Source organism: Sorangium sp. So ce426 (assembly GCF_051475585.1).
Taxonomy (GTDB): domain Bacteria; phylum Myxococcota_A; class Polyangia; order Polyangiales; family Polyangiaceae; genus Sorangium; species Sorangium cellulosum_B.
On record NZ_CP150341.1, the window covers coordinates 5,189,194 to 5,203,295 of the forward strand.

Consider the following 14,102-nt stretch of genomic DNA (forward strand, 5'->3'; position numbering starts at 1 on the left):
GCAAGGACCGGGCTCCCTTCTGGCAGGGCGACGTCGCTATCCAGCCCCGCGCGGGCCCGAGCGCCATGGCGCAAGATTACGACGTTCGGCGGCACGCCATCAGAAATCAGCCGTGAGGTCGATTGACGACTTGGTGGGGGGGTGATTATTCCTGCCCGGAATGTCCGGTGTGCGCCAGACGTTCTCGACACGTCCAGCGCGCGGGGGTGAGGAGCGCACCGTACCTGTTCTCCGCTGCTCCGCGACGACGAACAACGAGAGGTCATCCCCTCATGACGAAGCCTTCTCCGCTCAAGAAGAAGCCCGCTCCCAAGAAGCCCGCGGCCCCGCCCCAGGCGGCGGCGGCGTTCGACGAGACCCTGCCCGAGATCGAGGCGCTCAGCCCCGATCGGCTCATCGCCATCAACCTCGATATTCCCCGTGTGGTCTCCCAGGTGCTGGGCGTATTGCCCGGCCTCCTCGCGCTGCGCTCCGCCATCGCGGAGCGCCTGCCGACACACGAGCTCGCGTCGCTCGACCGGCTCGAGACTTACGCGCTCGCGGCCTGGTACGCGCACATCGCGTGGCTGTCGAGCGGAGGCGCCGAGAACGCGCTGAAGCCGCTGCTCGCGGAGGCGGCCCCGCTGCGCGAGAACCTGCTGAGCGACGCCGAGGCGCTGGCCCGCCGCGGCCTGCTCGACGCAGACACGGTGGCGGAGATCCGGGCCGGACAGGGGTATATCGATACGGCGAATGACCTCGTCGCCCTCTCGGCGCTCTTCACTGCGAGCTGGTCGGAGGTCACCGGCAGGACGGCGGCGACCGAGGAAGAAGTGAAGCGCGCCGGGGAGATCGGGCCGCAGATCCTCGCGGCCCTCGGCGTGAGGGAGCACGGCAAAGGTCCCGGGCCGACCGAGGCCGCGGACAGGAGGGCGCGGGCGTTCTCGCTGCTCGTCCACGCCTACGACCAGACCCGCCGCGCCGTCACGTACCTGCGCTGGGACGAGGGGGACGCCGATGCGATCGCCCCGTCCCTCTACAAGGGCCGCACGGGCCGCGCGGCGTCGTCCAGCGATGCCGCCGCCGCGCCGGCAGACGAGGCCCCCGCTGCCCCGACGGCGTCGGCACCGACCGGTACGGCGGCGCCCACGGGTACGGCGGCGCCATCGGGGCCCGGCGCCGCACTGAACGGCCCGCCGTTCACCGGCTAACCATCGCCGCCCACCTCCGCGGCGGACGCCTTCGGAGAACCTCCGACCCCTGCGCGGCCGTCCGGCACGCCAGCGATCAGGAATGATGCGCTTGTGCCCCTCTGCCCGCCAGGCGCTCGCGTCCTCACCAAGGGCTGTCATCGGCCGGCCGACCGTGGCCGAACCATGTCCATCCTCATGGGGCTACCTGGTGATGAAATGGCACTGGACGGCGCGGCGCTTGCCGTTGACGAAGAGCTGCGCACACGCCTTGCCGAACTTCGGGAGCGTGCGGTCCTTCTTGATATTGAAGGTCGGCACAGTGCCGACCTTGCACGTGGTGTGCAGGGGCCCGCGCGTGATCCTGTACGTCTTGCCGGACGTATCGGCGTAGTGGAATTCGATCCGGGCGTTGCAGAACCGGCTCAGGAGGGCAGCGGGACCGACACAATCCACGCCAGCGATCTGGTCCGTGATCTTTCGCCCGGAGCCCTTGATCACGTGGGTGAGGGCGCACCCGGTAGGCACGTTGATGGTGGCGCCTCCGATGGTGTAGCTGAACGTCTGGACGGCAGCGGTTCCGGCGGCCGATCGCACGCTGAATCGGGAGCTGGGTGCCTCGACCAGCGCCTCCTCCTGCGTCGGCACGGCATCACCCTGCACCTCCTCGACATCGATGTCATCGGCGAGATCCTCGCCCGCGTCATCGGAGGGAACGCTGCCCTCCTCCTGCGAGGGAACACTTCCCCGGAAGACGACAAGAGGCGTGGATACGCTCCGGGTCAGGGCGCCGGCGTCGCCGGCCATGGCCGGCGTGGCCAGAACGAGCGGAGCCGTCGCCGCGCCGATGACGGCTGCTGCGCCGATGGTAGCTGTTGTGAAGAGCGAGCGTGAAGACTTCCAGATCATGGGGTACTCCTGGTGTGGTGATCCGACACGAGTCCGAGCGCCAGCGACGCGCCACCGGTGACGGCAACGTCAATGACCGGACGTGACACATGGCAAACGATCAAACGAATATCGAATTTCTTGGTTCGAGTGTGCTGTTGGCTCCCACCGAGTGCTCATGCAGAACTGATACCAGCGCCAAGCTCGACCAGCCCGCGCCGCCCCGGGGAAAGGAGAGGCGAAACGATTCGAGGAGACCAAGGGCGAATCGCCAGGCTCACCTCAGGCGACGGGAGTTTTTCTGGCGCGATACGCCTTCCTCCTGGGAAATGACGCTGTATCAACAATGGTTTCCATGCATCCAAGGGGCCGCGTTCACGCCGGTGGCCTCCCCCACGCGCTGGTTGTCAAATCAGCGGCGAGGCCCCCTTAGCCCGCGCTCGAGGCTCGCTGGGCACGACGTCGGCACGATGACGGCCAGCCAGGCTCTTCGCGAACCGGTGCTCCACCATGATTTTCGATATTCGCGCGAACGCGGGTGATCAGCGTCCGGCTTGACTGGCCGGCATCGCGCTTGGCCTGCTTCTGGCCAGGGATCGCGCCATTGCCGTTCGACACGGAATTTGCTCGACTCCCCCGATGTCTCGCTCCTGCATCGCGGCCCCCGGCCGCCTCGCTTCCCTCGGCCGCCGCCACATCGCCCTCGGGATCGCGCTGGCCGCGCTGCTCGCGCCCCGCCAGGCCCCGGCGCGCGGCGCGCCGGCCGGCGGCGGGCCAGCGCCGTCCGCGCGCCCCGAGGCGCCCTCGCTCGTCACCGAGGCCGAGCGGACCGGCTTCCGGCGCACGGGTCGTTATGCCGAGGTCGAGCGGCTATGCCGCGACTTCGAGCGGGCCTATCCGGGCCGCGCCCGCTGCGTCCGTTTCGGTACGACGCCCGAGGGCAGGCCCATGCTCGCGATCGCCGCCTCCGACGACGGCACGCTCGACCCCGCGGCGGCGCGGGCGAGGCGGCGCCCGGTGATCCTGTTCCAGGGCGGCATCCACGCCGGCGAGATCGACGGCAAGGACGGCGGCTTCTGGGCGCTCCGCGAGCTGCTCGAGGGCGCGATGGCGCCGGGCGCCCTCGCGGCGGCCACGGCGGTGTTCGTGCCGGTGTTCAACGTCGACGGCCACGAGCGGTTCCGTCGAAACCAGCGGCCCAACCAGCGCGGCCCCGAGGAGATGGGCTTCCGCGCCACCGCGCAGAACCTCAACCTGAACCGCGATACCATGAAGGCCGAGGCGCCCGAGATGCGGGCCATGCTGGCGCTCCTCGACGCCTGGGATCCGGTGGTCCAGGTCGACCTGCACACGACCGACGGCGCGAAGTTCCAGCACGACATCGCGGTGGTCGTGGAGCCCTCGGTGCCTCACCCCGGCGGGCTCGACGCCGTGGCGCGCGCCCTCTCGGGGGAGCTCCAGGCGCGCCTCTCGGCGCTCGGTCACCTGCCGCTCCCGTTCTACCCGGCATTCCGCGAGGACGACGATCCCTCGTCGGGGATCTCCACCGAGCCGGGGCCGCCGCGCTTCTCGCAGTCCTACAGCGCTGCCCGCAACCGCATCGGCGTGCTCGTCGAGACGCACAGCTGGGCCACCCACGCCGAGCGCGTGCGCGCGGTCCACGACCTCCTCGCGGCGCTCTTCGAGCGCGTCTCCTCCGGTTCCGGCGCGGGCGCCCTCCGCGCCGCGGCCGAGCGCGCGGACGCCGCGAGCGCGCGCCTCGCCGGCGCCCCCTTCGCCCTCACGCACCGCGCGGGGCCGGTCTCGCGCATCTTCCCGTTCCGCGGCTTCGCTTACGAGAAGCGCGCCTCGGAGATCTCGGGCGGCACGTGGACCCGTTACGACGAGTCCCGCCCGGAGATCTGGCGCGTGCCGCTGTTCGACCGCATCCAGCCGGACCTGACGGTCACCGCGCCCGAGGCCGGCTACGTCATCCCGGCGGCGCACGCGGCCTGGGTGGCCGACAAGCTGCGCCTGCACGGCGTGCGTTACCAGATCCTCCCCCAGGCTCGCCCCGGCTTTCCCGTCGAGGCGTTCCGGGCCGACGCGGTGACGTTCGAGCGGCCCTTCGAGGGTCGGACGCGCGTGAAGCTCCAGGGCGCCTTCCGGCCGGAGCGGCAGGATCTTCCGGCCGGCTCGCTGTTCGTTCCCATCGCGCAGCCGCGGGCGCCCCTCGTCCTGCACCTCCTCGAGCCGCTCGCGCCCGACTCCCTCGTCGCCTGGGGCTTCTTCAACGCCTCCTTCGAGCGCAAGGAATACATGGAAGCCTACGTGGCCGAGGAGGAGGCGCGCAGCATGCTCGCCGCGGATCCTGCGCTGCGCAACGAGTTCAATGCGCGCCTGCGCGATCCTGCGTTTGCGAACGACGCGAAGGCCCGCCTCGATTTCTTCTACAAGCGCCATCCGTCCTGGGACGAGCGCGTGAATCTCGTCCCGGTATTCCGCGTCGCCGCGCCCCCGTGACAGGCCTCTCCTTCGTTTCGTCTGCTTCGCCTGCGCTCCGGCTCTGGCCGAATGTCCGTGAGCCCCACAGGCCTCACATCATTCGATGGATTCCGGCCAGTCTGCGGCGCCGCGACGGGCGAGGGGGCCCCGCTCGGGTTGCGCGGAGCGCGCCGCGATCGCATGCTCGTCACGACATGTCGGCCGGCGTGCGACAGCGGTGATGCGCGCGCCTACGACGACGCACGGCGACGTGATGTCGCCTGACGGCGAAAGGGGGGGACGATGTTCCTGCGATGGGCGTTCGGCTTTTGTTCGGCGTTTTTCTTTGCCTTTCCTGCGCTGGCGCAGAATACGCGGATCGCGAACTTCACCTATGCTGGCAGCGGCTGCCCTGTCGGCTCCGCCGCGGGGGTGATCTCGCCTGATCAGAAGGCGCTGACCGTCATCTTCGACCAGTTCGAGGCGCACGCCGGCCCGGGCATCGGCCGCGCCTCGAACCGCGCGTTCTGCCAGCTGGCCGTGGATCTCCGGTTCGATCCGGGGTGGCAAGTCGCGGTCTTCGACGCCACGTACCGGGGGTTCGCCGACCTGGAGGGGGGCGTCCAGGGGCTCCACGAGACATCGTATTATTTCTCGGGGTCGCCGCTCACCTCGGGGCCGCTCACGTGGAGCATGATCGGGCCGTTCACGAGCGACTTCTCCCGCACGGACACCTTCACGACCACGGTCTGGTCCGAGTGCGGCACCGTGCGGCCGCTCAACATCAAGACGAGCCTCTATGTCACGAACCGGTTTGCGCCGTCGAGCTCCGGGGTGTTGACCAACGACACGACCGACGTCCAGGTCCGGATCGCGTACGGCCTCGTGTACCGCCCCTGTCCCGGTCCCTGAGGTCGGCAGGGCGCACGGCGAGCCCGGCGTGGCGGTGCCGCGCCGGGCTCGCTCACGCCATCAGGCAGCCGGCCGACGACCCTTGCATCGGCACGATGGCCAGGATCTCCCCGGTCTCCCCGAAGATCAGGAGCCGCGCGACGATGGCCTCCTTGCCCGTGCCACACAGGGGCAGGAGCGCGAGCCGGACCGCTGGCCCGCGGCCCCCCTCGAACTTGAGGGCGAGCAGCTGCTTTTCGTCGCACTCCTCGAGGAGCTCCACGTCCGCCTCGATCTGGACCGGCGCCACCCGCGTGCACGCCTTGGCCTCGCCGAAGCTGTCCACCGTGCAGCGGTTGGGATCGAGCGAGATCCGGACCCGAGACGACCCCTGTTCGCCCACCGTGGTGATCTGGATCTGATGAACCGAAATCCCCTTCTGGAGCGGGATGGGCTCCACGAGATAGCCTGTTTCCAGCCGCAGATTCTTGATTTTCATCGGACCCCCGCCTCTCGGCCGTGCGTCCCGCGATCTCCGCCCATCGCGGCGCCGCGGCGGCGCGCTTGCTTCGAGGAGAAGCACCGGTTGTGCCGGCGCGCGCGCGCGCGGAGCCCGCACGCGCGCCCTGCGCCGCCATCGCGCTCGGCGGAGCGTCGTCTGCCGCCGCGCCGCCGCGCCGCCGCCCGCTCGTCCAGGCTCAGACGAGCCCGAATTTGTAGGTGTCAAGGAGCCTGGCGAGGAGCACCGCGTTCGCCGGATCCGCGAGGGAGCCGAGCCGGGTCACCTCGAGCTCGGCGCTGACGCGCTCGAAGAGGGCGGCGCAGACGCGGGTCGGATCGTGGCGCGCGACGTACGCGATGCCGTCGGGTCGCCTCGGGTGGTCGTGGATCGCGCGCGCCCAGCGGTGGGCGGCCCGATAGGACTCCCCCGAGGTCAGGCGGGCGTCGGCCCCGAGGCGCGCCAGCCCCTCTCCCGTGAGGTTCACGAGCCGCAGCGGCCGCCGCGGCGCGATGCGCGCGAGCCCCCGCGCGGCGAGCTCGCTCTGCTCCACGAAGCGCACGCCGGTCGCGTGGCCGAACACCTCGATGAAGGCGCAGCGCGCGTCCTTCCCGGCGTACAGCACGCCGAACTCGCCGTCCGGCGCGTCGAAGCGGTTGTCGCCCGAGCGACCGAAGTGCAGCGGTTCACGCGCGAGCCAGTGGATCCGGAACCAGCTCCGCCGGTAGATCGCGATGGGGAGCGGCGACGTCGCGAGGTCGAGGGGCGGGTCCGGATGCGCCCCGAGCGTCGTCGTCATCGCGGCGCGCTCTCAGGCCGCGCCTTGCTCACCGAAGGTGCGCGCGGCGAGCCGCACGGGGTCCAGCTCGCCGCGGCGGAGCCAGTCGAGCGGCCGCTCGCCGTCGAGGCGGAGGTTGCCGGAGAGGAAGAAGCGGACCTTCGCCAGCGGGGGGTGCTCTTCGAGCAGGGCCAGGATCTCTTCCATCCCCGGCAGCAGGCCCTCGTCCGCGAACTGCCATGCGGGGTAGAGGTGGCCACGAGCGCCGATGCTGACGGCCAGCAGCCTTCCGGCGGCGCGCTGCGCTTCGATCGCCCGGGGCGGGAGGTGGAGCCCCTCGCCGACCTCCTCGGCGGTGAGCGTGCCCCCTTCGGCCGCGAGGAGCGCGTCCCTCGCCTGCAGACCGCGGAGGCGGGCCGGCGTGAGCGGATCCGCGGCGGAGAAGAGGCCGACGGCGCTCGGCTGCGTGAGCGCTGTCACCAGGGCGTCCGCGTTGCTGGGCGACGCGACCACCTCGCCAAGCTCGCTCTGATCGAGCCGCTCCGCGACCTGGGTGAGCGCGTCGATGCCGCGCGTCAGGAACTCGACCCGCAGCGGCTCACCGTCGAACTGGTGGAGTCGCTCTGCAATTTCCGAAAGGGCGCTGGAGTCCCGATCTTTATTCGCCATGGCCGACCCAGGGGACGATGCAGCGCGCGCCCAGCGCCGTCAACCAAGCGCACCCCGCCCTTCTGCGTCATTACGACCATGCTGAACGGAACGTCAGTGAGAACCATTCCCGGTGTCGCTGGTGTCGTTCTTCTTCGGTGAGCTCACCGGCTCCCGAGTTTGTCGGGGGCGTCTGGAAGAAGGTCAGAGCTTGACCTGTTTCAGCATCGCGCTGGTGATCGACTGGCGCACGCTCGTGAGCTCTGCCCATGGGTCCCGGATCGCGGCGAGCCGCTGCGGCACGGTGTCGATGGTGAACGAGGCGGGATCGAGCGGCGCGTCGAGCTCGTCCCACGAGAGCGGGGTCGCGACGGCCGCGCCGGGGCGCGCCCGCGTCGAGTAGGGCGCCACCGCGGTGGCGCCGCGCCCGTTCCGCAGGTAGTCGATGAAGACCTTGCCGGCGCGCTTCGCCTTCGACATCGTCGCGGTGTACCGCGCCGGATCGGAGCGCACGAGCGCGTCGGCCACGGCCTTCGTGAACGCCTTCACCTCGTCCCAGCCCCTGCGTGGCGCTATCGGGGCCACGACGTGCAGGCCTTTGCCGCCGGTCGTCTTGACGAAGCTTTGTAGCCCCAGCGACGAAAGGAGGCGCCGCGCCGTCCTCGCCGCGTCCGCCACGCGCTCCCACGGGAGATCCGGCGCTGGATCGAGGTCGAACACCATCCTGTCGGGCTGCTCGATCCGGTCCACGCGGCTCCCCCAGAGGTGCAGCTCGAGCGCCCCCATCTGGACGAGCGACACGAGCCCTTCGGTGGTCTCGATATAAAGATAGGTGCGCTCGCCGCCGTCCTCCTCGACGGCCATCCGCTGGATCGCCTCGGACAGCCCCTCGGCCTCGTGCCTTTGAAAGAAGCATGGCTTGCCCTGGCCTGCGGGGCAGCGGACCAGCGTGAGCAGCCGCTTCTCGGCGTGGGTCAGCATGTGGTCGGCGATCTGCTCGTAATACCGGGCCAGCGCGAGCTTCGTGATCCCCTGCGAGGGATAAAGCACCTTGTCGGGGTTCGTCAGCGATACCCCGGCGACTTCGACCCGCCCCGCGCCGCCGCTGCTCCGGCCCCCGCGCGGGGCCTTGCTCCCCGTCGTGCTCGCTGTCCTCCTCGGCGGGGCGCCGGCCCCGCTGCCTGGCGCCGCGCCCGCTGCCTCGCCGGGCGGCGATCGCGGCGGCGGCTGTTCGCGCTCGACGGTGACCGACTCCGGGGTGCGGTCCTCGCGGAGCCCTTCGAAGGAGGGGTGTCGCAGCCGTCCGTCGCGCGTCCACTCGGAAAAGCGGACCTCCGCGACGAGCCTGGGCTCGACCCAGCGCGCGCCCCGCATGCGCGGCGCCCCTGAACAGGCGGGCGTGGCGCGTACGATCGAGTCGAGGCGGCTGCGCAGGGTCGTCAGCGTCTTGCTCGTGAAGCCGGTGCCCACCTTGCCGGCGTAGGCGAGCTTGCCTGATCTGTTCACGCCGACGAGGATCGCCCCCAGCCCTTTCCTGGCGCCGGACGGCTCGGTGCAGCCGACGATCACGAACTCCTGGCGCCGGCCGCACTTCACCTTGAGCCAGCTGTCGCCGCGCCCGCTCCGGTAGGGAGCCTCCGGGCGCTTCGCGATGACGCCCTCGATCCCGAGCTCGCACGCGTGCTGGACGACGGCGGAGCCGTCCTCCGCGACATGCTCCGTGTAGCGCAGGTGCCCTTTTTCGGGCGCTTCCGCGAGCAGCGCCTCGAGCGCCCGCTTGCGCGTGACCTGAGTGCACGCGCGGAGATCGCGGCCGTCGAGGTAGAGCAGATCGAAGACGAAGTACATCAGGCGCCCCTCGCGCCTGCCATTGCCGTCGCTGAGCGCGTTCTGGAGCGCCTGGAAGTCGGTCACGCCGTCCGGCCTCACGACGACGATCTCGCCGTCCAGCACGGCCTCCCGCGCAGGCAGCTGGGCGAGGTCGTCGCGCACGCCCGCGAACCGCTCGGTCCAGTCCTGACCGCGGCGGGTCAGGAGCGTCACGCGCCCCCCGCGGAGCTTCGCGAGCATGCGATAGCCATCGAGCTTGACCTCGTAGAGCCACCCCTCGTCAGGGGGTGGCCCGGTGACGAGCGTCGCGAGCTGGGGCTCGATCTCGCCCGGGAACGGCCCTTTCCGGGCGCCCTCGAGCGCATCCGCGTAGGTCAGCGTCGGGCGCGGGGTCGCTGCGGTGGTGTTCGCCTCTCCCGTCGCCGCGGGCGAGCGCTGGCTGTCCACGTCGGCCGCCGTCACCCCGCGTTTGCGACGGGCGGTCAGGGTTGCTTGTCGCACCGCTTGAGTCCGCCGCGCCGCGCCTTGTGCCTGTCTTTGTCCGGCCATCATCATGCCACCGTCTCTTTTGGTGGAAAAAGCAATTCCGATACCGCAATGGCATCGTCGCCTGCCGGTGGTTTCCAGCTCCCAGACCATGGCGCGGCCGGCTGAGCTCGACATGCGCGCCTCAGAATGCGGCGATCTGCCACGCACGTGTCCTCCCCCTGGCGCATCAGCCGCGGCTCTGCGCAGCGGAGCTCCTCGGATCCTGGCGCACAGGCGCCCGCGCAACATCCGAGTTTCCACGCCTGCCAGCCACGGCGCCTGGAATGAACAGGCGCGCAGGACCGCGCGGGTGGTTTAGATCAAGGAAGGACGGACTCGAGGAAGTCGACGATAGAAAGGATGCTGCAACGATGGTGCTGCGCGTTGCCGCCGCAGTGTTCGTCGGATGGTCGTTCCGGACGGCGTGAACGGGTCAAGCGCTGCCGTGAGGGGCGAGCGACAGGGGTCCGCCCGGTGCCGGACCGAGCTACTGCAGTGCCTCGGAGACGCTCGTCGCGGTGATGGCCTGGTCGTGCCACCGCTCCAGGGTCGCCAGCTCGACGCACGCCTCGATGCGAGCGTCGTCCAACGGGCTCAGCGCGAGCTGCCGGCGAGCGAGCACACGTCGCAGGGCAGCGCGGGCCTCGGCCAGACGTCCCTTGCCGATGCCCTTCTCGATGCCCTTCTCGATGCCCTTCTCGATGAGCCGCTCCTGGACCTGCGGGCTCGCTTCGAGCAGCACCTCGAGGATGCGCTGTCGCCGGGCCTCCACCTCCGGGTCCTCGGCCTTGCCGAACCTCCACAGGAGCTCCTCTCGGGTCGTCGCTGACATCGCCAGGTACTCTAGCATGGCCAGCACCCACTCGATGGGCCGGCGTCCAGCTACCCACCGGCCGAACTCGTCCAGGGCTCGCCCGGAACGGGCGACCAGGAAAGCGATCAGCTCGTCACGCAGGGGGAGCTCGTTCGCTGCAACCCACAGCACCCAGCGCCCGAGCGGCTCCACGCGGTAGCAGCCGGGCGCGAAGCGCGTGGGCGCGTACACCCGTTGCAGCCACTCCGGGACGTGAGGAGCGACCAGCCAGAGCGGCTCGTGGCCCACCCAGGGCGGCGCCTCTTCCCCCTGCTCGACCCGCTGCAATTGCCTCGCCTGCCGCCGCAAGAGGGCCCGCTCTATCGCCTTCCGGTCCACGTGATCCCCGGCGAGCTTCAGCTCGACCATCACCTCCTCGTGGCCACGCGCCTCGGGCCAAGGCGCTGCCAGCTCCACCAGGAGCGCCGGGCGGTGGATCAGGAGCAGGCCATCGCACTGCACCTTCTCGAGCCGGATCTCCGGTGGATCCTGCCAGGTGATGGCGCCTCCAGTGAGGCGCTCCGTCTCTTCGGCGAACGTTCGTTTGGCGAACAGGTCCGGTTGACCCATCGCGTTGACCCATCGCGCTGCGCGGTAGCAGAGGACGATCGCAGGAGCCAGAGCCAATCGCAGATCAGCGAGATCCGCTGACCGGCTTTCTCACCGGCACTCGCACTCTAGCCTCGCAAGGCCGCACCGCGACGAATTCTCAAATGAAGACGCCGCGATCTCCGTAATACGCTTCTCCGTGCCGATGGCTGCGCGCCCCCGACGCGCGACCCATCATTGCGCGGGCGGCTCGCTCCAGTGGCGCACCAGATCAGGCAGCGCGGTCTCCGCCATGCGGGTGAGGTGCCTCACGTGATCTGGCTTCTGGGTGCCCGCATAGCCGCGGACATGGAACGCGCCCCTGTGCGCCTCGGACAGGGGCGCGAACCGGAGCTTCGCCTCGCTCGCCTCTCCGGTCAGGTCGTAGATCGCCTGCTCGTCCGCGCCCGCGCCCGGGGAGCGCTGCGCGCCCGTGAGCTTGAGGAGCGCGTCCGTGCTCTCGTGAGTACCGGCGTAATCGCCGTTCGGGGTGATCTCCGAATGGGTGATCGACATCATCTTCTTGCCGGCGGCCGCCAGCTCGGCGAAGCGGCTGAACGGCTTGAGGCGCTCCATGTCCAGGCTGTGGTCGAGCGGCATGTAGCCGGTATGGATGCCGTCCAGGAGGAGCACGGCGTCCACCTTGTCGGTGAACCCCGGCTGGTTCAGGAGCCCGCGAACCGCGCCATACCCGGCGCTGAACGCCGTGAGCGCGACGCGCCGGAGCCGGGCGCCGCGCAGCCCACGGGCCTCGAGCGCCGCCTGCGCCTTCGCCATCAACGCCGGGAGATAGGAGCGGATCGAGAACTGGGTCTCGTACGCGCCAGAGCTGATGCCCAGATTGATGATCATCACGACCGCGTTGACCCGGGCGCGATCGAAGCCCGCCTGCACGACGTCGTTGACCCCGTGGAAATGGATCACCAGATCGTACGCTCCATCGGCCGAGGCGAACGACGCAGGGATGGTGATGATCCCGTCAGGGATGGGGATGACCGCCGTTCGATCGAGCGTCGCGTCGGCGCGATCCGCGGGGGCGAGGGCCGGCGCCGCCGTCGCTGGCGTCGCATGGAGCGGCGCGGCCGCTCCGGCCTTCGCCTCGACCCGCGCCGCCCCCCTCGTCGACCGCAGGATGGCCGCGGCGGCCGCGGCCGGCTGGAGCGCCGAGCCCGCGCGGAGATCGAAGCCCGCCGCGCCGAGCTGCATCGAGACGAGCCCGCCCACCACCGCCGCGAAGCCCAGGCCGGCACCCGCGCTCAAGGCGATCAAGCGCGACGTGGAACGCCGCGTCGGAGATGCCATGACCGGAGCCGGCGATTCGAACGGCATCGCCATGCCCCCAATCGACGCCGGCGGACGACGGAAAATTAAAGTGGGCTCATCCTCGTCATGGGGCAGTTGGACCTCCGCGCAAGGGGGCTCACCGGGGAACATGTCAGCGATGATGCGAGGCCTATGCCACTCATGGCAAGCGCTAAAATTCTACATGATAGGTTCGCATGCGCATGCGTCAAGGAAGTGGACCTGGTCCGACGTAGTCCCATGGTGGTTCATTGTTTGACCAGGGAAGCGCCCAGGGAAGCGCCCAGGGAAGCACCTTGCTTGCGCGCGCAGCCCCGTGGTTCCGGGATTCTGGTTGGCTCCTGCGCTGCGCGCAGAGCGCGTAATCGACTTCGCGCCATCGACCGTACGACCGCACCGCTCGCTCATGGTCCGACTGACCTCCATGCGCCGGGGTGTCTCGCCGGCCCGCGCGCGTCGACCGTTGCACGTCCAACGGTTCGCCGACGAGGGGGCGCGCTGAGCGCGGCGCGCGCCCGCCGGGCGAGCTGACGCGCCGGACGTCGCCGACGGACGACGCCGCGCTGCGCGCTGGAAATGCGGCGCGCCCGGGGCGCGGCGCACGTGAACCTTGACAGCGCGGGGCGCCTCTGGATCTCCTCTTTCCTCCCCACTCACCTGCACGGGCCCCCCATGACCAGCTACCCCCGCGTCTACGACGACAACACCCAGAGCATCGGCCGCACGCCGCTCGTGCGCATCCGCCGCGTGATCGACGGCGCGCGCGCGACGGTGCTGGCGAAGATCGAGGGGCGCAACCCGGCGTACTCGGTCAAGTGCCGCATCGGCGCGGCCATGGTCTGGGACGCCGAGCAGCGGGGCGTGCTCGGCCCTGGCAAGGCGATCGTCGAGGCGACCAGCGGCAACACCGGCATCGCGCTGGCCTTCGCCGCCGCCTCGAGGGGCATCGAGTGCGTGCTCAGCATGCCCGAGACGATGAGCATGGAGCGGCGCAAGGTGCTCATCGCCCTCGGGGCCAAGCTGCTCCTGACGCCGGGCCCCAAGGGGATGAACGGCGCCATCGCCAAGGCCGAGGAGCTGGCCGCCTCCGACCCCGGACGGTACGTGCTGATGCGGCAGTTCGAGAACCCGGCGAACCCCGCGATCCACGAGACCACCACCGGCCCCGAGATCTGGGAGGACACCGGCGGCAACGTCGACGTCCTCGTCTCGGGCGTGGGCACCGGCGGCACGATCACCGGCGTCAGCCGCTACTTCGAGCGCGGCCGCGGCCGCGCCCTCCACTCCGTCGCGGTGGAGCCGGTCCACTCGCCGGTCATCGCGCAGACGCTCGCCGGCCAGCCGCTCACCCCGTCCCCGCACAAGATCCAGGGCATCGGCGCCGGCTTCGTCCCGAAGAACCTCGACCTCTCCTTCGTGGACCAGGTCGAGGCGGTCTCGAACGACGAGTCCATCGCCATGTCGCGGCGGCTCGCGTCCGAGGAGGGTATCCTCTGCGGCGTCTCCTGCGGCGCGGCCATGGTCGCGGCGAGCCGGCTCGCGAAGGATGCCAAGTGGGAAGGAAAGACCATCGTGGTCATCCTCCCGGACGCCGGCGAGCGGTACCTCTCTGGGCCCCTCTTCGAAGGAATGTTCTCCGAGGTCGAGGCCATGAAGGCCTCGTGA

Annotated in this window: 11 protein-coding genes; 4 read left to right on the forward strand and 7 right to left on the reverse strand. The window is 70.4% G+C overall.

Annotated elements, in window-relative coordinates; genetic code table 11:
* Window positions 1–272 precede the first annotated feature (272 nt).
* A complete protein-coding gene (locus WMF44_RS19235; protein WP_437300580.1) occupies window positions 273–1,190 on the forward strand; it encodes a hypothetical protein in 918 nt (305 codons plus the stop codon).
* A gap of 183 nt (window positions 1,191–1,373) precedes the next feature.
* On the opposite strand, the gene WMF44_RS19240 is transcribed toward WMF44_RS19235, so the two are convergent.
* Window positions 1,374–2,078, reverse strand: coding sequence for a hypothetical protein (locus WMF44_RS19240; RefSeq protein ID WP_437300581.1), 705 nt, complete (start codon window positions 2,076–2,078; stop codon window positions 1,374–1,376).
* Window positions 2,079–2,696: 618 nt separating this feature from the next.
* On the opposite strand from WMF44_RS19240, the gene WMF44_RS19245 reads away from it, so the two are divergent.
* Both WMF44_RS19245 and WMF44_RS19250 read left to right on the forward strand, forming a co-directional pair.
* The gene (locus WMF44_RS19245) at window positions 2,697–4,559 is read left to right on the forward strand and encodes a M14 family zinc carboxypeptidase (protein WP_437300582.1); all 1,863 of its coding nucleotides are present in this window, start codon (window positions 2,697–2,699) and stop codon (window positions 4,557–4,559) included.
* Window positions 4,560–4,823: 264 nt separating this feature from the next.
* On the forward strand, window positions 4,824–5,432 hold the full coding sequence (locus tag WMF44_RS19250) for a DUF4360 domain-containing protein (RefSeq protein WP_437300583.1): 609 nt from the start codon (window positions 4,824–4,826) through the stop codon (window positions 5,430–5,432).
* 52 nt (window positions 5,433–5,484) lie between these two features.
* Here WMF44_RS19250 and WMF44_RS19255 read toward each other — a convergent pair whose 3' ends face one another.
* The 6 genes from WMF44_RS19255 to WMF44_RS19280 all read right to left on the reverse strand — a co-directional run bounded on the left by WMF44_RS19255 (window position 5,485) and on the right by WMF44_RS19280 (window position 12,395).
* Complete coding sequence (locus tag WMF44_RS19255; protein ID WP_437300584.1) at window positions 5,485–5,910, reverse strand: hypothetical protein; 426 nt, start codon at window positions 5,908–5,910, stop codon at window positions 5,485–5,487.
* A gap of 199 nt (window positions 5,911–6,109) precedes the next feature.
* Complete coding sequence (locus WMF44_RS19260) at window positions 6,110–6,709, reverse strand: RES family NAD+ phosphorylase (RefSeq protein ID WP_437300585.1); 600 nt, start codon at window positions 6,707–6,709, stop codon at window positions 6,110–6,112.
* A gap of 12 nt (window positions 6,710–6,721) precedes the next feature.
* Window positions 6,722–7,357, reverse strand: a complete 636-nt coding sequence (locus tag WMF44_RS19265) for a hypothetical protein (protein WP_437300586.1) — start codon at window positions 7,355–7,357, stop codon at window positions 6,722–6,724.
* 183 nt (window positions 7,358–7,540) lie between these two features.
* Entirely contained in the window at window positions 7,541–9,667 is a 2,127-nt protein-coding gene (gene ligD / locus WMF44_RS19270) for a DNA ligase D (protein WP_437300587.1), read from the reverse strand.
* Window positions 9,668–10,181: 514 nt separating this feature from the next.
* Window positions 10,182–11,117 (reverse strand): hypothetical protein, encoded by a 936-nt coding sequence (locus WMF44_RS19275; protein ID WP_437300588.1) that lies wholly within the window; start codon window positions 11,115–11,117, stop codon window positions 10,182–10,184.
* A 213-nt stretch (window positions 11,118–11,330) separates the two neighbouring features.
* On the reverse strand, window positions 11,331–12,395 hold the full coding sequence (locus WMF44_RS19280) for a hypothetical protein (RefSeq protein WP_437300589.1): 1,065 nt from the start codon (window positions 12,393–12,395) through the stop codon (window positions 11,331–11,333).
* Between the two features lie 714 nt (window positions 12,396–13,109).
* Here WMF44_RS19280 and cysK point away from each other — a divergent pair.
* Window positions 13,110–14,102, forward strand: a complete 993-nt coding sequence (gene cysK, locus WMF44_RS19285; protein ID WP_437300590.1) for a cysteine synthase A — start codon at window positions 13,110–13,112, stop codon at window positions 14,100–14,102.